General features: G+C 57.3%; 19 protein-coding genes and 1 pseudogene. 17 read left to right on the top strand and 3 right to left on the bottom strand.

Going from position 1 to position 20470, the window contains the following annotated elements:
• The first annotated feature begins 27 nt into the window (after positions 1 to 27).
• The 3 genes from yajC to secF all read left to right on the top strand — a co-directional run bounded on the left by yajC (position 28) and on the right by secF (position 3293).
• Complete coding sequence (gene yajC / locus AU14_RS02970) at positions 28 to 390, top strand: preprotein translocase subunit YajC (protein ID WP_041338799.1); 363 nt, start codon at positions 28 to 30, stop codon at positions 388 to 390.
• Positions 391 to 472: 82 nt separating this feature from the next.
• Positions 473 to 2347, top strand: coding sequence for a protein translocase subunit SecD (gene secD / locus AU14_RS02965; protein ID WP_041338797.1), 1875 nt, complete (start codon positions 473 to 475; stop codon positions 2345 to 2347).
• Entirely contained in the window at positions 2340 to 3293 is a 954-nt protein-coding gene (gene secF / locus AU14_RS02960) for a protein translocase subunit SecF (RefSeq protein WP_041338796.1), read from the top strand. The genes secD and secF overlap by 8 nt, the downstream gene beginning before the upstream one ends.
• A gap of 73 nt (positions 3294 to 3366) precedes the next feature.
• On the opposite strand, the gene AU14_RS02955 is transcribed toward secF, so the two are convergent.
• Complete coding sequence (locus tag AU14_RS02955; protein WP_041338794.1) at positions 3367 to 4167, bottom strand: inositol monophosphatase family protein; 801 nt, start codon at positions 4165 to 4167, stop codon at positions 3367 to 3369.
• Positions 4168 to 4350: 183 nt separating this feature from the next.
• Here AU14_RS02955 and trmJ point away from each other — a divergent pair, with 183 nt between their 5' ends.
• The 14 genes and pseudogenes from trmJ to der all read left to right on the top strand — a co-directional run bounded on the left by trmJ (position 4351) and on the right by der (position 17070).
• Positions 4351 to 5226 carry a tRNA (cytosine(32)/uridine(32)-2'-O)-methyltransferase TrmJ gene (gene trmJ / locus AU14_RS02950; RefSeq protein ID WP_052472134.1) on the top strand — a complete coding sequence of 292 codons (876 nt, stop codon included), beginning with the start codon at positions 4351 to 4353 and terminating at the stop codon, positions 5224 to 5226.
• On the top strand, positions 5219 to 5995 hold the full coding sequence (gene cysE, locus AU14_RS02945) for a serine O-acetyltransferase (protein WP_041338792.1): 777 nt from the start codon (positions 5219 to 5221) through the stop codon (positions 5993 to 5995). The genes trmJ and cysE overlap by 8 nt, the downstream gene beginning before the upstream one ends.
• A gap of 77 nt (positions 5996 to 6072) precedes the next feature.
• Positions 6073 to 6570, top strand: coding sequence for a Fe-S cluster assembly transcriptional regulator IscR (gene iscR / locus AU14_RS02940; RefSeq protein WP_041338790.1), 498 nt, complete (start codon positions 6073 to 6075; stop codon positions 6568 to 6570).
• A 19-nt stretch (positions 6571 to 6589) separates the two neighbouring features.
• Complete coding sequence (locus AU14_RS02935; RefSeq protein ID WP_041338788.1) at positions 6590 to 7738, top strand: IscS subfamily cysteine desulfurase; 1149 nt, start codon at positions 6590 to 6592, stop codon at positions 7736 to 7738.
• A gap of 68 nt (positions 7739 to 7806) precedes the next feature.
• Complete coding sequence (ndk, locus tag AU14_RS02930; protein WP_041338786.1) at positions 7807 to 8235, top strand: nucleoside-diphosphate kinase; 429 nt, start codon at positions 7807 to 7809, stop codon at positions 8233 to 8235.
• A 60-nt stretch (positions 8236 to 8295) separates the two neighbouring features.
• Positions 8296 to 9408: a 23S rRNA (adenine(2503)-C(2))-methyltransferase RlmN gene (gene rlmN, locus AU14_RS02925; RefSeq protein WP_041338783.1), complete on the top strand. Its 1113-nt coding sequence runs from the start codon at positions 8296 to 8298 to the stop codon at positions 9406 to 9408.
• A 41-nt stretch (positions 9409 to 9449) separates the two neighbouring features.
• Positions 9450 to 10258: pseudogene (gene pilW, locus AU14_RS02920) on the top strand (type IV pilus biogenesis/stability protein PilW).
• A complete protein-coding gene (locus tag AU14_RS20415) occupies positions 10248 to 10874 on the top strand; it encodes a helix-turn-helix domain-containing protein (protein ID WP_236744335.1) in 627 nt (208 codons plus the stop codon). Before pilW ends, AU14_RS20415 begins: the two are co-directional and overlap by 11 nt.
• A complete protein-coding gene (locus AU14_RS20410) occupies positions 10874 to 11236 on the top strand; it encodes a RodZ domain-containing protein (RefSeq protein WP_236744334.1) in 363 nt (120 codons plus the stop codon). The genes AU14_RS20415 and AU14_RS20410 overlap by 1 nt, the downstream gene beginning before the upstream one ends.
• A gap of 35 nt (positions 11237 to 11271) precedes the next feature.
• Positions 11272 to 12390, top strand: coding sequence for a flavodoxin-dependent (E)-4-hydroxy-3-methylbut-2-enyl-diphosphate synthase (gene ispG / locus AU14_RS02910; RefSeq protein ID WP_041343536.1), 1119 nt, complete (start codon positions 11272 to 11274; stop codon positions 12388 to 12390).
• A 52-nt stretch (positions 12391 to 12442) separates the two neighbouring features.
• Positions 12443 to 13723, top strand: coding sequence for a histidine--tRNA ligase (gene hisS / locus AU14_RS02905; protein WP_094191135.1), 1281 nt, complete (start codon positions 12443 to 12445; stop codon positions 13721 to 13723).
• A 42-nt stretch (positions 13724 to 13765) separates the two neighbouring features.
• The gene (locus AU14_RS02900) at positions 13766 to 14419 is read left to right on the top strand and encodes a YfgM family protein (protein ID WP_041338777.1); all 654 of its coding nucleotides are present in this window, start codon (positions 13766 to 13768) and stop codon (positions 14417 to 14419) included.
• A 5-nt stretch (positions 14420 to 14424) separates the two neighbouring features.
• On the top strand, positions 14425 to 15591 hold the full coding sequence (gene bamB / locus AU14_RS02895) for an outer membrane protein assembly factor BamB (RefSeq protein ID WP_094191271.1): 1167 nt from the start codon (positions 14425 to 14427) through the stop codon (positions 15589 to 15591).
• A 57-nt stretch (positions 15592 to 15648) separates the two neighbouring features.
• A complete protein-coding gene (gene der, locus AU14_RS02890; protein WP_041338772.1) occupies positions 15649 to 17070 on the top strand; it encodes a ribosome biogenesis GTPase Der in 1422 nt (473 codons plus the stop codon).
• On the opposite strand, the gene pta is transcribed toward der, so the two are convergent.
• Entirely contained in the window at positions 17060 to 19249 is a 2190-nt protein-coding gene (gene pta / locus AU14_RS02885) for a phosphate acetyltransferase (RefSeq protein WP_041338769.1), read from the bottom strand. The two genes, der and pta, sit on opposite strands and share 11 nt — an antisense overlap.
• Positions 19250 to 19272: 23 nt before the next feature.
• On the bottom strand, positions 19273 to 20466 hold the full coding sequence (locus AU14_RS02880; RefSeq protein ID WP_041338766.1) for an acetate kinase: 1194 nt from the start codon (positions 20464 to 20466) through the stop codon (positions 19273 to 19275).
• Positions 20467 to 20470: the final 4 nt, after the last annotated feature.

The following is a 20470-nucleotide window of genomic DNA, read 5'->3' as shown; positions in this document are numbered from 1 at the left end:
CTTTTGTAAAACCAACGGAGATATTCAATGAAATCTATTAAGTTGCTCGTAGCCGGCCTTCTGGCAATGATGCCCACACTGGCTCTGGCACAGGATCCCGCTGCCCAAGGTATGGGTGTGATGGGTCAGGTTATCTTTTTTGCCGGCTTTATCCTGATTTTCTACTTCCTGATCTGGCGTCCGCAGTCCAAGCGCGCTAAAGAGCACAAGGCCCTGATGTCTGGCCTGAACAAGGGTGATGAGGTTGTTACCTCTGGTGGCGTTGCCGGCAAGATCACCAAGGTCACCGATGACTTCATCGTTGTTGAAATTGCTGACAATGTTGAAATCAAGGTGCAGAAAGTGGCTGTTGCGGCAGCACTGCCGAAGGGCACATTGAAGGACATCTGAGCCGGAGTCCGGCACCGGACGGACTGATTCTTTCTGGCTGAAACACCAAGGCCGGCCCGATGGGCCGGCTAAAAGGGATCCCATGCTGAATAAGTATCCGCTTTGGAAAAACCTGGTTATCCTGGTCGCCCTTGTGATCGGGTTTATTTACGCCTTGCCCAATCTTTTCCCCGACGATCACGCCATTCAGATTACTGGCGCCCGCAGCAGTACCGAAGTTAACTCAACCGTTCTGGATCGTGCTGTAAAGGCGCTGGAATCCGAGGGGATCGAGGTTAAAAGCAGTACGCTTCAGGATCGGGATGCCCTGATTCGCCTCACTAGTGGCGATGACCAGCTGCAGGCTCGTCCAATTGTTCAGTCCGCTCTGAGCAACGACTACCTGGTTGCCCTGAACATGGCGGCGTCCACTCCTGACTGGTTGAAGAGTCTTGGCGCTGGCCCGATGAAGCTTGGTCTGGATTTGCGCGGTGGTGTTCACTTCCTGCTTGAAGTGGACATGGTCACGGCGGTTAACCAGCGCTTGGAGGCTTTGTCGAGCCAGATCAAGGGTGATCTGCGTGAAGAGCGCATCCGCTATCGCGGGGGCGATTTGGAAGGTGATCGCCAGATTGTTCTGAGTTTCCGCGACGAAGAAGGTCGTAGCGAGGCCTTTGACCTGATTCGAGACCAGTACAATCAGTTTTTGATGGACGAGCGCACTGTTGATGGTGATCGCCAGATCGTGCTGTCGCTGTCAGAAGCAGAGGTGCGTTCGATTCAGGAGTATGCCCTGGAACAGAACCTGACCACCATCCGTAACCGGGTTAACGAGTTGGGTGTTGCCGAGCCGCTGGTTCAGCGTCAGGGCGCTGACCGGATCATCGTTGAACTGCCTGGCGTTCAGGATACGGCCCAGGCCAAGCGGGTACTTGGTGCAACCGCGAATCTGGAATTCCGCATGGAGGCCCGTCAGGATGCCTCGGCGGGTGAAGTCGAAGAATTCAGCTTTCGTGACAATCGCCAGCGTTCGGCCCGCCTTGAGCGTGACATAATTACCACCGGTAACAACGTCGCCAATGCCCAGCAGGCGTTCGATGAGAACGGTCAGCCTCAGGTCAATATCACCATGGATTCTGTGGGCGGTGACCAGATGAATCGCGCCACCCGTAACGCCATTGGTCGCCGGATGGCGGTACTCTTTATTGAGTTCCGCACAGAAACCGAGAGCCGCATGGTTGATGGCGAGCTGACGTCGGTCGACAAGCGCGTGGTAGAGAAGGGCATTATCAGCCTGGCCACAGTTCAGTCGGCGCTCGGTAGCAGCTTCCGCATTACCGGTCTGGATTCCATTCCGGAAGCGGCGGAGCTGGCGCTGCTGCTGCGTGCCGGTGCCCTGGCTGCGCCCATGTACTTCGTGCAGGAGCGCACCATTGGGCCAAGCCTTGGGCAGAAGAACATCGATGCAGGTGTAATGTCGGTGGCGCTTGGTTTTGGTCTGGTTCTGCTGTACATGCTGGTTTACTACCGCGGGTTTGGTCTCATCGCCAACGTGGCATTGTCGCTTAACCTGATGCTGTTGATTGCCTGCATGTCGATCCTGTCGGCCACGCTGACGCTGCCAGGCATCGCCGGTATCGTACTCACGGTCGGTATGGCGGTTGACGCCAACGTCCTGATATTTGAGCGGATACGTGAAGAGCTGAAGGCGGGGCTGCCACCGCAGTCGGCCATTAATTCAGGTTACTCACGGGCATTCGTTTCCATTTTCGATGCCAATATCACCACCTTGCTGGTCGCCGTCATTCTGTTTGCCATGGGCTCTGGCCCGGTCAAAGGCTTCGCAGTGACCCTATGCCTGGGCATCCTGACGTCGATGTTCTCTGGCCTCATGGTTAGTCGGAGCATCGTGAATTTTGTATATGGCGGTCGCAAGATCGAGAAGTTGTCGATCGGAGGGAAGCTCGCAAATGTCTGAGCACGAGAAGAAACCATTTGATTTCATGGGGTTCCGGAAGATCGCTTCCGTTTTCTCCATCGCGTTGCTGGTTGCCTCCGTGGTGCTCCTGGCGGTTCGGGGTCTTGATCTTGGCATGGATTTTACCGGCGGTACGTCGGTTGAAATCGAATATGCTGAGGCTCCGGCACTGGAAGAGATCCGGAACACTCTGGATGCCGCGGGGTACGATCAGTTTGTCGTGCAAAACTTCGGTGCCGACACCACTGTGCTGGTGCGGTTGGCTGAGGCAGGCAATGATGAACTTGCAGTTGAGGTCACCAAGGCCCTAGAAGCTGATGGCGCAAGCCTTGAGTTGGTGAGCTCAGAGTTCATCGGCTCTCAGGTGGGTGAGGAATTGCGGGAAGACAGTGGTCTTGGTCTGCTCCTCGCCCTGGCGGTTGTGCTGATCTACGTTGGTATGCGCTTCCAGTTCAAGTTTGGTATTGCCTCGGTACTGCCGCTGGCCCACGATGTCATCATCGTGCTGGGTGTTTTCTCACTGTTCCAGTGGACCTTTGACCTGACCGTTCTGGCAGCACTGCTGGCTGTCATCGGTTACTCGCTGAACGACACCATCGTTGTGGCTGACCGCATCCGTGAGAACTTCCGCAAGATGCGGGTGGGTGATTCCTGGCATATCATTAATACCTCGATTCACCAGACCATCAGCCGGACCATCAATACATCCGGGACCACGCTCGTGGTGTTGTTCTCGCTGTATCTGCTTGGTGGTGAGGCGATCAACAACTTCGCCCTGGCGTTGATCATCGGTGTTGTGGTGGGTACTTATTCCTCCATCTACGTGTCGGCAAACCTGCTGTTAGCGTTCGGTGTGTCGCGTGAAGACCTCGCGCTGCCGTCGAAAGAGGGTGCCGCTACCGATGAGCAAGAGGAAGAGCCGCCGGAGTGGCTGAACCGCATGTAATCCGTATTGCAGGCGTAAAAAAACCGCCATCCCTCAGGGGTGGCGGTTTTTTTGTGGCTGCCTTTAAAACCGCTTAACGCGGCAGGCGCCCTCGGAACGGGTGCAGTACTTTGAGTACTTCCCGGAACAATTTTGGATTGGCTACGACGAGCTGACGGGCACCACCGGTAGAGGGGTTGCCTGAGAAGTCGCCGGTCAACGCGCCGGATTCCATGGCCAGGGTCACGCCCAGGTCAAAGTCCACCGGTTCGGGACGGAAGATGATCGCGGCATCGAGGCTGCCGGCTGAGACGCGGGCAATGTCCAGAACCACGCAGCCTGATGTCCGGAACATGGCTGATTCGCTGGCTACGACTGAGGCCATTTCGCCCCACAGTTGGGCGTCTTCATTCTTCCGGGCCTGATCCAGCAAGTTGGTGGCAATAGCAGCCTGCTTGCTGTGTTTGATTTCAGAGGCGCGAACCCGACGGCTGTTAAGCGCTGCACCGTGACCACGGCTGGCCGAGTATTCCTCTCCAGTGACCGGGTTGATCACCAGAAGGTTTTCGGTGCGGTTGTTGCGCTTTTGCGCCAGGGCCAGAGCAAATTCCGGGATGCCTCGAAGGAAGTTTTCGCGACCGAGAACCGTGAAAACGTGCCAGCTTTTTTCGCTGTCACCCGCATTCGCTTCATTCAGAGGCGCGATGCTGTGGTCCTTGTAGGCCTTTTCGAGTTGCTCCGCAAAATTGTCGTAAATCGACTGCTCGACCCGCTCCAGCTGTTGCCGACGCTCAGCGTCGTCCTTGCCGGTGGGTTCTTGGCGCTCAAAATGGGCTTTCAAATAATCGGACCCCTGACGCGCGACGCGCAGGGCCATTTTTATAGCTGGTTGCATCTGAGTGTTCGTTATCCGGGTGTGTGAAGGGCGGGTATCATAGCAAAAGATCACCCTCTTGTATGTTTTTTGGCTTAGCAATAGCACGGATAGCAATGGATTAGGGCATCTTCGGAGGGGCGATGGGTGTCCTGTTTCTGGTATCATTTCAACTACTATCCATTCAGCTTGGACCTGTTCGCAATGCACAAACCGGCTCTTCCGCTTGAAGGCACCGATACATTTGAAGACCAGATCAGAATTGTTCTGGTTGAGACGTCACACTCCGGAAATATTGGTGCGGTGGCCCGCGCCATGAAAAACATGGGGCTTGGCAATCTGTGGTTGGTGAACCCGAATTCGTTCCCTGACGAAACATCTTATGCCCGTTCGGCCGGTGCCTCGGATATTCTCGATCGCGCACAGGTCGTGTCGTCGTTGGAAGATGCGCTTGCGGACTGCTCCCTGGTGATGGGCACCAGTGCGCGCGGGCGCAAGGTGCCCTGGCCGGTGATCGCGCCACCAGAAGCCGCTGTTGCAGCCGCTGAGAATGCGGTAAATGGGCCCGTGGCCCTGGTGTTTGGTCGGGAGAATCACGGGCTCAGTAACGACGAGTTGCAGCGCTGTCATTATCATATCCATATCCCATCGAACCCGGACTACAGCTCGTTGAATCTCGCGATGGCAGTTCAGGTCATGTGTTATGAATTGCGCATGCACCACCTGCGAGGTCTTGAAGGTGGTGAGGGTAGCCCCTATTTAAAGCCGATGACTGCGCCGGGCGATCCAGGCTGGGATGTGCCGCCGGCTCCGGTCAACGACGTTGAAGGCTTTTTCGGGCACCTTGAACAGGTGCTGGTTGATGTTGAGTTTCACCGTCGGGATAACCCGCGTCAGTTGATGACGCGTCTGCGCCGTCTTTTCCAGCGCGCCAGGATGGATCAGATGGAAATCAACATCCTCAGGGGCATACTGACGTCAGTGCAAAAGGCGGTCAGTGCCAGAAAAGATGCCGGAGATAACAGTAAATCAACCGAGGCCGAAGCGAAGGCTACGGGACAGGAAGATGGCCATGTTTGAGCGTTTAAGGGAAGACATCAACAGCGTGTTCCACCGCGACCCCGCGGCCAGGAACACGTTTGAGGTCCTGACCAACTATCCGGGACTGCACGCGCTGCTGTTCCACCGGTTTTCCCACTGGCTATGGGGGCTGGGGCTGAAGTGGATTGCCCGCACGATCTCCACCATTGCTCGCTGGTTGACCGGTATCGAGATTCATCCGGGGGCAACCATTGGCCGTCGGTTCTTTATTGACCACGGCATGGGTGTGGTCATCGGGGAAACCACCATCATTGGTGACGATGTCACGCTGTATCAGGGTGTGACTCTGGGCGGCACCAGCTGGAACAAGGGTAAGCGTCATCCCACTATCGGTGATGGTGTGGTGGTTGGTGCTGGCGCCAAGATTCTCGGACCCTTCGAGGTTGGCGCAGGGGCCAAGGTGGGTTCCAATTCTGTTGTCACCAAGGCGGTTCCCGACGGCGCAACGGTGGTTGGTATTCCGGGACGGATCATCGTTAAGCCGAAGGGCGAGGACGACCAGCGTCGCAAAGAAATGGAAGAGCGAATGGGCTTCGATGCCTACGGCGTAACCGAGGAAATGCCAGACCCGGTTGCCCGGGCCGTGCGGTCGCTTTTGGACCACATGCACGCAGTGGACGACCGGATCGAGAATATGTGCAAGGCGTTGCGTAAGGTTAACAGCGAATACCAGAATGGCGCTTTGCCGCCATTGCAGGAAGAGGATTTCGATTGCGTGCGCGACGACAGCGATGGCACCCGGGGCTGAATACTTGACTGTTTTACTGGGTCAATTCATACTCGCTGCTGTGAATCGCGATTCAATCCCATCATGGGGCTGATATTATGAAGTTGACCACCAAAGGCCGCTACGCCGTGACGGCAATGCTGGATCTGGCTCTGCACGGAGATCAGGGGCCGGTGAGTCTGGCGGATATCTCAGCCCGTCAAGAAATCTCGCTGTCCTACCTGGAACAGCTCTTCTCTCGTCTGCGTCGACAGAATCTCGTGATCAGCGTTCGTGGCCCCGGCGGCGGTTATCGTCTCAGCCGTGAGGCCGGTGCGGTGTTCATCGCTGAGGTTGTCGACGCCGTGAGCGAATCACTGGACACCACCCGCTGTGGTAACAAAGGTGATTGCCAGAAGGGCGAGAAATGTCTGACCCATCACCTGTGGTCAGATCTGAGCGATCAAATCCATCAGTTCCTGAGCGAAATCAGCCTCGGGGACCTGATGAAAAAGCAGGAAATCCGCCAGGTTGCGGACCGGCAGAACCAGCGTCAGTCAGACAACGGCTCTGAAACCATCAATACCGAACGCCTGTCCGACCAGGCGCCGGCCTGAAACTATACTCCTTACGCCCATGAATAAGCCCGTATATCTGGATTATGCGGCGACGACGCCCGTTGACCCGTCTGTCGCTGAAGAAATGGTGAAGTACCTGACCCCGGACGGGGTTTTTGGTAACCCGGCTTCGCGCTCCCACGCCTATGGCTGGCAGTCAGAGGCGGCGGTTGAATCTGCGCGTCGACAGGTTGCCGAGCTGATTAATGCTGATCCCCGGGAGATTGTGTGGACCTCGGGCGCTACCGAATCCGACAACCTCGCCATCAAAGGCGCGGTGGCAGGCCATGACAATCCGCACATCGTAACGTCCGTGATCGAGCACAAGGCTGTACTGGATACTTGTAAATGGCTTGAGCAGCATGGGGTTGAAGTGACCTGGCTGACGCCCGGGCCGGACGGTCGAATCCGGCCTGAGCAGGTATCCGAGGCGCTGCGGGACAACACCGTGCTGGTCAGCCTGATGCTGGTAAACAACGAGCTGGGCTGCGTTACCGACGTTGCCGGCATTGGCCGTATGCTGCGCGAACGCGGCGTTTTGTTTCATGTCGATGCAGCGCAGGCTGCCGGGAAGATGCCGGTGGATGTCAGTGCGCTGTCGGTAGATCTGGTGTCTCTGTCGGGTCACAAAGTATACGGCCCCAAGGGCGTCGGCGCGCTTTATGTCAGGCGGTCGCCAGACGTACGTATTGAAGCCCAGATCCACGGCGGTGGGCACGAGCGTGGCATGCGCTCAGGAACATTACCGACTCATCAGATTGTCGGTATGGGCAAGGCGTTTGCCATGGCCAGGGATCGTCTGGAATCTGAAATGGCGCACCTGGAGGAGCTGCGAGCGTCGTTTCTGCAGGGGCTTTCGGATCTCGATGGTGTCACCCTCAACGGCAGCAGTGAATTCCGGGTCCCCGGTATCATCAATCTGGCGTTTGAAGGAGTTGAGGCGGAATCACTGATGCTGGGCCTGCGGGGTCTCGCGGTTTCGTCAGGGTCGGCCTGCGCCTCGGCGACCATTGAGCCGTCCTTTGTGCTGCGTGGCATCGGCTTGAGTGATGAGTTGGCCCATCGGGCACTGCGTTTTTCCTTCGGCCGATTCAGTACCGCCGAAGATGCCGCCTTTGCAGCCTCCCAAATTGTTGATGTTGTTAGCCGCCTGCGTGCAGTGCGGTAGGCAGTTGGCCCCGGACTGCGTATAATCGCAGGCCTGAATTTTAACCCGAACCTTACTGGAGAAAGATCATGGCAAACGAGCGCACGCTCTCTATTATCAAGCCCGACGCGGTTGCAAAGAACGTAATCGGCGAAATTTACAGCCGTTTCGAAAAGGCTGGCCTGAACATCGTTGCCGCCAAGATGATGCACCTGACCCAGGAGCAAGCCGAGGGCTTCTACGCTGAACACAAAGAGCGTCCGTTCTTTAACGACCTGGTTGCGTTCATGACGTCTGGACCGGTTGTTGTTCAGGCTCTGGAAGGCGAAGGCGCCATCCTCAAGAACCGTGACCTGATGGGTGCAACTAACCCGAAGGAAGCTGAAGCCGGAACTATCCGCGCTGATTTCGCATCGTCCATCGATGCCAATGCCGTTCACGGCTCTGACTCTGCAGCGTCTGCAGAGCGTGAAATCGCGTATTTTTTCAATGACAACGAGATCTGCCCGCGCGGTTGATTTTGTTGATCGGGGGTGGCGGTGCCACCCCCGAATTGGTTATTTGATCGAGGTTATAAGATGACAGCGGCCGCTGAAAAAACGAATCTTCTGGGGATGCCGAAAGCAAAACTTGAGGCTTTCTTTGAGTCCCTGGGCGAGAAACGTTTTCGTGCCACCCAAGTGTTGCAATGGATTCATCAGCGCGGTGCCGATGACTTCGATCAAATGACCAATATGAGCAAATCCCTGCGGGAGAAGCTCAAGGAAGTGGCCGAAATTCGCGGTCCGGAAGTTGTCTACGATGAGACGTCCAAAGACGGCACCCGTAAATGGGTGATGCGCATGGACAATGGTAACAATGTCGAGACGGTCCTGATTCCGGATGGCGAGCGTGGCACCCTGTGCGTGTCCTCACAGATCGGCTGTAGCCTCGACTGTACCTTCTGCTCCACCGGTAAGCGCGGTTTCAACCGAAACCTGACTGCTGCTGAGGTGATCGGTCAGGTGTGGGTGGCAAGAAAGGCGTTTATGCCGTTCGAGCCCGGCCCGGATCGCCCCATTACCAATGTGGTGATGATGGGTATGGGCGAGCCGCTGCTCAATTTTGACAATGTTGTCGATGCCATGAACCTCATGATGGAGGATCTGGCGTACGGCATTTCCAAGCGTCGCGTGACCTTGAGTACCTCCGGTGTTGTCCCGGCATTGGACCGCCTGGCTGAAGTTAGCGATGTTTCACTGGCAATTTCACTGCATGCGCCTAATGATGAGCTGCGTAACAAGCTGGTGCCGCTCAACAAGAAGTACCCGATAGCCGAGCTGCTGGCTGCGACCAAGCGCTACTTTGCAAGGCTTCCGGACAAGCGCAAGGCAACCATAGAATATACGGTAATCGAAGGCATGAACGACCAGCCGGAGCACGCCCATGAACTGGCGGTACTGCTGAAGGATCTGCCATGCAAGATCAACCTGATTCCGTTTAACCCGTTCCCGGAGAGCGATTTTCGTCGGCCGAGCATGAATGCCACGCGCCGATTCCAGAAGGTGCTGAACGAGGCCGGGCACATAGCAACCATCAGAACGACCCGTGGCGATGACATCGACGCGGCGTGCGGTCAGTTGGTGGGTAAGGTTGAAGACAGAACACGTCGGAGTCAGCGATACATCGAAGTGCGCCAGGTAAATCCCTGAAACGGAATTGACAACAAACAAGTAGCGAGGAATGCACAACTGTGACCTATAGATCAACGAGCTCGCGTTTTTCTGTCGTAGCGGCCCTGACGTTGGTCGCCCTATTGGTTGCAGGCTGTGTCACCACTACCGACAGTCGGTTCTCCCGGGAAGCGGACCGACAGGAAGCCATAGCTGATTACGTTCAGTTGGCGACCGCCTACATCGGGCAGGGCAACCTCGAACGAGCCCGTCATCACCTTGAGCGCGCGCTTGATCTCGATTCCGATAGCGCCGGTGCTTGGCCGCCATGGGCCTGATCTACAACGCTGAAGGCGAAGCCGCGTTGGCCGAGAAGAGCTTCAAGCGAGCGATTTCCTCGGATTCTGATTACACCCGCGCCCGGGTTTACTACGGTGCATTTTTGTACGGTCAGGGCCGAATGGAGGAGGCCGTTGGTCAATTCCGTTTGGCCTCACGCGATACCGAATACAAAGATCGGGGCTCGGTGTTCTTTAATCTGGGCATGACTCAGGAGCGTTTGCAGGACGTGGAGGGTGCCACGGCGTCCTACCGCAGAGCCGTTGAACTGACCCGAGGTGACGCCCGATCACTGCTGGCGCTCTCACGGGTGCTGGCAGAGCAGGGCGACTTCAATGCTGCGTCGCGCTATTACTCCCGCCTTTCAATGATGATGCAGAAAAACGATCGCCTGCGGCATTCTCCGGAAAGCCTGCTGACCGGTATTCGCATCGCCCATCATTTGAATAACCGAAATCAGGAAGCCAGCCTGGCCCTGCAGCTCAAGAATAATTATCCGGAGTCAGTTGAATATCAGCAATATAAGGCACTGATGTCCAATGGCGAATGAAGAAAACCCTGAAGTAATGACCAGCGATCCGGTTGGCCTGCAGTTGAAGCGGGCCCGTGAACAACGAGGATTGAGTGACAGCGACGTCGCTCAGGCCCAGCATCTTCGGCCCGCCGTAATTCAGGCCATTGAAGCCGGAGAATACGGTCAGGTCGACAGCGAACTGTTTTTGAAAGGCTATGTCAGAGCCTATGCCCGCCAGGTCGGATTGGACGACAACAAGATTGTTGCCGATCTGGACCGTGAGCTGGAGCCACTGCGCCAGAAGCGGGAGCAGGAAGTTGAAGCCAATCCCCTGGTCGACATTGAACGTCGGCGCCGGAGAAAGCGCCGCCTTGCCAAGGTGGTGCTGCTGCTTGGTGTGGCGGCGTTGGCGGGTTACCTGGTGTTTGCATTCGTCCTGCCGGAATCAGAGATGACGTCGCCAGGGGATGCCACTGAGGCGCCGGCGCCGGAAGAATCCCCTGCGGTCGACTCGGAGCCGGCTGCGCCCAAGATTGAAGATGAGGAGCTTCCTCCTCTGTACCGCAAGAGCCTGCAACTTCGACGGTGGAAGACCGGGAAGTTGCTCAGTCCAAGGCAGAAATTGGCGAGGAAGCGAGCACTGATCCGGTGATGGATACCGCCGCAGACGACAGTGCCTCGGTCGCGCCGGTTGAGACCGCTTCGGTCGCCGAACCGGCAACGGAAACGGTCATCCAGTCGCCGTCAGAGCCGGTGGCTGTGACAGAAACCGGCCGGCTGCAGATCAGCTTTCGCGCTGATTGCTGGGTCCAGGTTAGTGATGCCGACGGCGAACGGCTGGTAAACTCTTTGCAAAGGGCGGGTGACCGGATTGATGTGTCCGGTGACGCCCCGCTCAGGGTAGTGATCGGCGCGGTTAGTGCGGTCGATTCTATCCGTTTTCAGAACGAGCCAGTGGATATGGGCGATTTCCGCGTGGTCAACAATCGCTCAGAATTCACTCTGGCGAATTGAAACTTGATGAACTTATTGATATCGGTCAGCAATCCATGAAGCACGAATCCCCGATCGTTAGACGCAAATCCCGCCAGATCATGGTGGGCAATGTACCTGTTGGTGGTGATGCGCCGATTGCGGTTCAGAGCATGACCAACACCAACACCCTGGATGTGAACGCCACCGTTGGCCAGGTCCGGGCGCTTGAAGAGGCCGGCGCCGATATCGTGCGTGTGTCGGTACCGTCAATGGATGCTGCTGAAGCTTTCGGCAAGATCCGCGAGCAGGTGTCAGTGCCGCTGGTCGCGGACATCCACTTTGACCATAAGATTGCCCTTCGGGTGGCGGAGCTGGGTGTTGATTGCCTTCGCATCAACCCAGGCAACATCGGGCGGGAGGACCGTGTCAGTGCTGTGATCAGCGCGGCCCGCGACCGCAACATCCCCATTCGTATTGGTGTTAACGCGGGCTCCCTGGAAAAAGAACTGCAGCGTAAATACGGCGAGCCAACTGCAGATGCTCTGGTCGAGTCGGCCATGAGACACATCGACATTCTCGACCGTCACGATTTCCAGGACTTCAAGGTAAGCCTCAAGGCGTCCGAGGTGTTCATGACCGTGGCGGCTTACCGTAAGCTCGCGGGGCAAATTGAACAGCCGCTGCACCTGGGTATCACCGAGGCCGGTGGTTTCCGCTCAGGAACGGTGAAATCGTCGATTGGGCTGGGTATGTTGTTGATGGACGGCATCGGCGACACCATCCGGGTTTCCCTGGCGGCGGATCCGGTCCAGGAAGTGAAAGTCGGTTACGACATTCTCAAGAGTCTTCGTCTGCGTAGCCGCGGCATAAACTTCATTGCTTGCCCAAGCTGCTCCCGCCAGAACTTTGATGTTATCCAGACTATGAATGATCTGGAGGCGCGTCTGGAAGACGTAAACACGGCCATGGACGTTGCCATCATTGGCTGCATCGTGAATGGCCCGGGTGAGGCCAAGGTGGCCGATATCGGCCTGACCGGTGGCAGCCCGAAAAACCTGTTCTACATGGCGGGTAAACCGAACCAGAAGCTCGATAATGCGAACCTTACCGACGACCTTGAGCGCCTGATCCGAGACGAAGTGGCGCGTCGCAAGGAAGAGGAAGACGCTATCATTGCCCGCTCAGGAAGCTGATTGCATACGGTTTTCCGGCACCATCATCCAGACATACGTTTAAGGGTTTAACTTGGCTAAGATTCAGGCAATTCGCGGGATGAACGATATCCTGCCGGAGCAGACGCCCGTTTGGCAGTTTGTTGAGGGCAAAGTACGAAAGGTTCTTGCCCAGTATGGGTATCAGGAAATCCGTATGCCCATCGTCGAGCAGACGGATCTGTTCAAGCGCTCCATCGGCGAAGTGACTGACATCGTCGAAAAGGAAATGTACACCTTCGACGATCGCAACGGCGACAGCCTGACCCTGCGCCCTGAGGGCACGGCCGGTTGTGTACGAGCAGCAGAAGAACACGGGCTTCTGTTTAACCAGACGCGTCGGCTCTGGTACACCGGCCCCATGTTCCGGCACGAACGTCCGCAGAAAGGGCGCTACCGTCAATTTCACCAGATCGGTGTGGAGTGTTTCGGCATGGCCGGACCCGATATCGACGCCGAGCTGCTGATACTGACGGCGCGCCTGTGGCGTGAGCTGGGATTGGCTGAGCATACCCGGCTGGAAATCAACTCCATTGGCACGTCAGAGGCCCGCAAGGTCTACCGGCAGGCCCTGGTGGAATACCTTAGCCAGTACAAGGCCGATCTGGACGCTGACAGTCAGCGTCGCTTGGAGACAAATCCGTTGCGGATCCTCGACAGCAAGGACCCGGCAACACGCAGCATTTTGGAAAACGCTCCGAATCTTGATGAGTACCTGGACGACGATTCCCGCGCTCACTTCGATCGTTTGCGCGAGCTGCTGGACGCAGCAGGGATTGAGTACACCATCAATCCTGCACTGGTTCGTGGTCTCGACTATTACGGCAAGACTGTCTTTGAGTGGATCACCGACAGCCTTGGCGCCCAGGGCACGGTCTGTGCCGGTGGCCGTTACGACGGTCTGGTGGAACAGCTCGGTGGTAAACCCACCCGTGCCGTTGGCTTCGCTATGGGGCTTGAGCGCCTTATTCTTCTGCTCGAGACGCTCGAGCTGATTCCCGAGCATGTGAATAACAACGCCGACGTCTACGTCACCGCGATGGGGGACGGCGCTCTGGCGTCGGCGCTAGCATTGGCTGAGGAACTGCGCGCCGAACTGCCGAAGGCGGTGGTGGTTTCCCACTGCGGCGGCGGCAGCTTCAAGAGCCAGATGAAAAAGGCTGACAAAAGCGGCGCTCGCTATGCCATCATCCTTGGCGAAAATGAAGTGGCCAACGGCCGCGTAGGGCTTAAACCCCTGCGCTCTGACGAACTCCAGCAGGATCTGGCGCGGGATGAGTTGGCCTCGTCACTGGCTGCCGCTCTCAAACACTGACGTTTACCAAAAATAGCAACGAATTCGACTACAGGAGTCATCATGGCTGAACTGCGCACCGAAGAGGAACAGGTCCAGGCGATCAAGGACTGGTGGAAAAAGAATGGTAGTTCACTGCTGATCGGTATCGGCGCTGCGCTGGCAATCGTGTTCGGCTGGCAGGCCTGGCAGAACCACGAAGCCCAACAGCGCACCGAAGCCGCTAACCAGTTCGCCAACCTCTTGAATGCCTTCAGCGATCAGGCCGACGAAACCAGCGGCGAAACGGTTGCCTTTGTTGCCCAGACACTTCGTGACGACTACACCGATAGCGCCTACGCGGTCTATGGCAACCTGCTTCTGGCCCGTCAGCAGCTGATGGACGGAGAATCTGAAGCCGCCGTCGAATCGCTTGAATGGGCGCTCGAGAAAAGTAGTGAGCAGCAGGCTCTGACCCTGGTTGTGCGCAGTCGTCTGGCCCGCGCCCAGTTTGATGCAGGTCAGTATGACGAAGCACTGGCCACCATTGATGAGGCGGCCGATGCCGACAGCTTCAACGCCATCTTCTCGGAACTCCGTGGCGATATTTTGTTGGCACAGGGTGATCGAGACGGTGCCCGTGAAGCCTATCTGGCCGCACGAGAGCAGAGTCAGCAGGGCCGCAGTGGCATCCTTGAGCTGAAGCTGTCTGATCTTGGTGTAGGGGAGGATGCCTGATGCGGATGTCTCGCACCAGGTGTGTTCGCGCGCTCCTCGCCACCGGCATGCTGACCGTTTTCGGGTTGGCTGGCTGCAGCACCACGGATACCTTTGAGCAGCCGGCTCCGGTGCCGGAAATCGAGAGCTCCGTTGAGTTGGATCAGGTTTGGAGCATGTCCGTCGGTGACGGTCATGACGACGAGTTTCTTTACCTTACGCCTCTGAATACGGGCGACATTCTCTACGCCGCCTCCGCTGATGGCGAAGTCTATGCGGTGCAGTCCGAGAACGGTAAGGTGCTCTGGAATGCTGAGTTGGAAGACCGTATCTTCGCCGGTGTTGGCGGCGATAACGACAGTCTTTACCTGACTACTCGAGAGGCCGAGCTGCTGGCGCTGTCCCGCGAAGACGGATCAGAGCTCTGGCGCGTTTCACTTCCTACGGAAGTGCTGGCTACTCCGCAGTCCAATGGACGGCTGGTCGTTGCCCAGACCACCGACGGTCGAGTGCTCGCCTTTGATGCGAACAACGGAGAGAAAGTCTGGCAGTACGACGGTGTCGTGCCGGTGCTTTCCATGCGCGCTGCCGCAGCGCCGCTGGTTGGTGGCGATGTGGTGATTGCGTCGTTCGCTAACGGCAAGCTGGTGGCACTCAGTGCCGAGGCCGGTCAACCGTTGTGGCAGTACGAAGTTGGTGAACCCCAGGGCCGAACTGAACTGGAGCGCCTGGTGGACATCACAGGCCAGCCCCTGGTCATTGATTCAGCCATTCTGGTGGTGGGTTATCAGGGCAAACTGGCCCTGGTGGACATCCGCACAGGCCAGGAAATCTGGAGTAGGAAAGCGTCCAGTCTGTATTCGCCGATGATTGGTGACGGCAATATCTATCTGGCTTCCGCCAATGGCGAAATCGTAGCCCTTCGTGGCTCTGATCGCCGTGAGCTTTGGGTTCAGGATCGTCTGGCCTGGCGTCAGCTGACCCAGCCCATGGTAGTGGATGATTACCTGGTCACCGGCGATTTCGAGGGCTACCTGCACATTCTGGACAGCAAGGATGGCAGTCTGCAGGGACAGCTTGAATACGATGATGAGGGTATACGCGTACCCGCACAACGCTTGCGCAATGGTAATCTGCTGGTCTTTGGTAACAGCGGTGACATGACGGTGTTTGAACTCCGTGCCGTTGAGTGAATTTCTCCAGCCTGGCGACGCCGCCGGGCTGTTTTCCTTTTTTTGTAGCGATCTATTATGACCCCAGTTATTGCCCTTGTCGGCCGCCCAAACGTAGGCAAGTCGACGCTTTTCAACCAGATGACCCGGTCCCGGGATGCACTGGTCGCGGATTTTCCCGGCCTTACCCGCGATCGCAAGTATGGTGAGGGTAACTATGAGGGGCAGCGCTTCATTGTCATTGATACCGGCGGTCTGACCGGTGACGAAGAAGGCCTCGATGCGGAAATGGCGCGGCAGTCGATGCAGGCCGTGGAAGAAGCCGACATCGTTCTGTTCCTGGTGGATGGTCGTGCCGGTTTGACCGGCGGTGATGAAACTATCGCCAACCACCTGCGCCGCTCAGGCAAGCAGGCGCATCTGGTTGTCAACAAAACCGATGGCCAAGACCCTGATATTGCCGCTGCGGATTTCTATAGCCTCGGTTACGAATCCACTTTCCTGATTGCTGCCTCCCATAACCGGGGTATCCGGTCGATGCTGGAATTGTTGCTGCCATCAGAGGAAGAGCGTGAAGCAGCCGATCGCGCCGACAAGTACCCGGGTATCCGGATTGGTGTGGTCGGGCGACCCAACGTAGGAAAATCCACGCTGGTCAACCGTATGCTGGGTGAGGACCGGGTCGTGGTTTACGACATGCCGGGTACTACCCGCGACAGTGTCTACATCCCGTACGAACGCCAGGGGCACGAATACACACTGATTGATACCGCCGGCGTTCGTCGCCGGAAGAACGTTCGGGAAACGGTCGAGAAGTTCTCCATCATCAAGACCCTGCAGGCCATTGATGACGCCCACGTAGTCATCCTGGTGATTGACGCGAGGGAAGGGCTGGTTGATCAGGATTTGCACCTGATTGGCTTTGTCCTCGATGCTGGCCGATCGCTGGTGGTTGCCGTAAACAAGTGGGATGGCATGGACCCTGACGACCGGGCCAAGGTTAAAGAACAGGTTCGGCGCCGACTCGACTTTCTGGACTACGCCGACAAGCATTACATTTCGGCGCTGCACGGCTCCGGTGTCGGGGTGATGTACGATTCGGTGCAGGACTGCTATGAATCCGCCATGGCTAAATGGCCCACCAATCGTCTGACAGCAATCCTTCAGGACGCTATTGCGCAGCATCAGCCACCGATGGTTCACGGGCGTCGGATCAAGCTTCGTTTCGCCCACCAGGGTGGGTCCAACCCGCCTGTTATCGTGGTTCATGGCAACCAGGTAGATTCGTTGCCGGGCTCCTACAAGCGCTACCTCGAAAATACCTTCCGCAAAGTCCTGAAGGTGACGGGCTCGCCCATCCGCTTCGAATTCAAGTCGGGCGAAAACCCCTTTGCAGGTAAGGTGGATCGCCTCACGCCGCGCCAAAAGGTAAAGCAGGATAACGATCTGAAGAAGGGCCGGCGGATCAAGAAAACCCGCCAAAAGAGCCTCAAGCGCTGAGTGGTTGGGGGCTGGAATCAGCCCCCTTGGCGTCCTCAACCTGTTTGGCCTGAACCGCGGTCAGGGCAATGGTGAAGACAATGTCTTCCACCAGCGCACCCCGGGAGAGGTCATTGACGGGCTTCCTCAGGCCCTGGAGCATTGGCCCGATACTGACTACTTTGGCACTGCGCTGAACCGCCTTATAGGTGGTGTTGCCGGTGTTAAGGTCAGGGAATACAAACACTGTTGCCTTGCCTGCCACCTTGCTGTCTGGCGCTTTGCTTTTTGCCACGCTCTCAATCGCCGCTGCGTCGTATTGCAGGGGACCGTCGATGAGCAGGTCCGGTCGACGCTGCTGGGCTATCTTCGTTGCCTCACGTACTTTCTCCACGTCCTGTCCGGTACCGGATTCGCCGGTACTGTAGCTGATCATCGCAACCACTGGCTCGATGCCAAAGGCCTCGGCTGACTCTGCGCTCTGGATAGCAATGTCTGCCAATTCCTCGGCATTGGGGTCCGGATTGATGGCGCAGTCGCCGTACACCACAACCTGTTCCGGCAACAACATGAAGAAGACCGACGACACCACCCGGGCGTGGTCGTGGGTCTTGATCAGTTGCAGGGCCGGCCTGACTGTGTTGGCCGTGGTATGAACCGCCCCTGAAACCAGGCCATCCGCCTCGTCCTGAGCCACCATCATGGTACCCAGCACCACGTGGTCCTCCAGCATGGCCCGGGCCATATCCGGTGCCAGTCCCTTATGTTTGCGCAGCTCAACCATGGGTGCGATGTAGTTGTCCCGCACGGTGGCCGGGTCGATCACCTCGATGTCGTCGGGTAGTGTTAATCCCTGGGAATTAGCCACGTTTCTGATTTCATTTGGATTGCCTAATAGTACACAGCGAGCCAGACTCCGCTGATGGCAAATAATGGCAGCCTGAACGGTCCGGGGCTCGTTGCCTTCCGGCAAAACGATCCGCTTGTTGGCAGCTCTTGAGCGTTCGGACAGCTGGTAGCGGAAGGCCGGCGGCGAAAGCCGGCGCTGACGCTGCACCTTAAGGTGATTCTGAAGCCAGACGGTATCGATCTGGGTGGCGACCGCTTCCATGGCTCTGTCGATGCGTTCGGGATCGTCCACCGGGATCGCAGAGGAGAGGTTGGCCAGCATGTGGGCGGTTTCATAGGTGTTGGTGTCTGAGGCCAGCACCGGCAGACCGGTGTCGAGGGCGCGGCGGCACAAATTCATTACGCGAGAATCAGGCAGCAGACCGCCGGTTAGCATCAGACCGGCCAGGGGCACTCCGTTCAGGGCCGCCACAGCTGTGGTGACCACTATATCCTCCCGATCTCCGGGGGTGACCAGGAGCATGCCGGGCTTGAGAGTGTCGGCCATGTTCCTGATCGACCGGGCGACCACCGAAACCGATTGCACCCGACGCTTGTGCATTTGACCTTCGTTCAGGATGCGGACGTCCAGTTCGCGGGCAAGATCTGCGACTCGGGGTGCCAGCAACTCCGGCTGCCAGGGAACTTCCGCGAGCAACTGGAAGCGTTTGTCGCTGAATACCTTACATTGGCTGCCGTAGTGGGTGGGCGATGTCTCTTCTTCATTGCGGCGCTGGAGCGAAAGGCCTGACAGGCCCTCCCTTTCCGGTTCCCCAACTTTGTTCAGGATCACGCCAATTACGTCAGGGTCGGAGGGGTCGGCAAACAGCCGCGCCGAGAAGTCGAGCTCATCATCAAGAGCAGCCGGTCGGCTGCTCTTGGGTGAACTGACCAGAATGACTTCAGAGCCGAGATTGCGGGCGACTTCGACATTCAGTCGGGCGATGTAGGCTTCCGTCCGATCCGGGACCAGGCCTTCGATGATGACCACATCCACATCCTGTGCAACTTTCTGATATTCGCCGACGATGGTTTCCATCAACAAGTCCGACTTACCGCGATTCAGTAGGTGCTGGGCCTCTTTCAGAGACAGTGGGTCGGGTGGCTGCAGGTGGCTGCGGGCACGAACAAACTCGACGGAGGTGTCCTTGCCGTTGTTGTGCAGCGCCTCACCCCGATGGACGGATTGCAGGAACGGCTTGTAGAAGCCGACACTGACGCCAACCCGCTCGAGTGATCGCAACAGGCCCAGGCAAACCGAGGTCAGGCCGGAGCCCAAAGACGTCGGGGCGATAAAGAGACTTTTTGCCATAACAGATTCCTGGAATTTAAAGATTACGTCGAGCTGTTGGTGGCGAGCCGTGACGACTCCTGGGCAATCACAAGCTCTTCATTAGTAGGGATGACCAGAACGGGAAAGCGGGAACCGCCGCTCTCGACATGACCCTGATTATGTGCCCCATGGGCCTCATTCAGTTCTGTGTCGATCTGGAATCCCATTAATTGGAGATGGCTGACAGTCTGTTGCCGGACTCTTGCACTGTTTTCACCGATTCCGCCGGTGAAGACCAAGGCATCAAGGGAGGTAAGTGAGACCATCATAGCGCCAACGTACTTGGCCAGGCGAAAGCAGAAGATCTCGATGGCCAGTGCCGAGGGCTCATGCCCACGGTCGGCAAGATCACAGAGAGAGCGCATGTCGTTAGTCTGGCCCGAGAGCCCAAGCAAACCGCTTTGTTTGTTCAGTACTTCGTTCAGTTCTTCGGCAGAAATACCTTTGCCGGCAAGGAAGTCGAACAGACCAGGATCCACGTCACCGCTGCGAGTGCCCATTACCAGGCCTTCCAGCGGCGTTAATCCCATACTGGTATCAACACTGATGCCATTGCGGATCGCGGTGATGCTGCAGCCGTTGCCAAGATGGGCCGAGATAATGGATGTGGTTACAGGTGTTCGGCCAAGCCTCCGGGCAGCTTCCTGAACCATGAAGTAATGGCTGGTGCCGTGGAACCCATAGCGCCTGACGGCCCAGTCGCGGTAGTAAGACTCGGGTAAGGCATAAAGAAACGCCTTGGGCGGCAGGGTCTGGTGGAACGCGGTATCAAAGACCGCAACCTGCGGAACGCTGGGAAACAGGCGTCGGGCTGCCGAGATTCCCGCAAGGTTCACCGGGGTGTGTAAGGGCGCCAGACTTGCACAATCCTCGATGGCGGCGATGGTCTCGTCATCGAGTAGGGCTGCCTCACGAAAAGTTTCCCCGCCGTGAACAACCCGGTGTCCAATGGCGAATGGATCGTTTGCCATAATGCGCTGGTCCTTCAAGACTTTGATCAGGGTGCTGAGGGCAGTTTCGTGGGAAGCGCCGGAGGGTAATGGCACCGGCTGTTCGCTACCGGCGATCCGGGCAAAGGCATCGTTGCTGTTCAGGCGTTCCGCAAGGGCGGAGGCCCGCTTGCGGTGTTGGTCGTCAAAAACGGCCAATTTCAGCGATGAACTACCGCAATTGATGACAAATAGGTTGGCATCCATGGTT

It is taken from the genome of Marinobacter similis (genome assembly GCF_000830985.1).
GTDB lineage: Bacteria > Pseudomonadota > Gammaproteobacteria > Pseudomonadales > Oleiphilaceae > Marinobacter > Marinobacter similis.
This window is presented reverse-complemented; position numbering and strand designations above follow the sequence as displayed.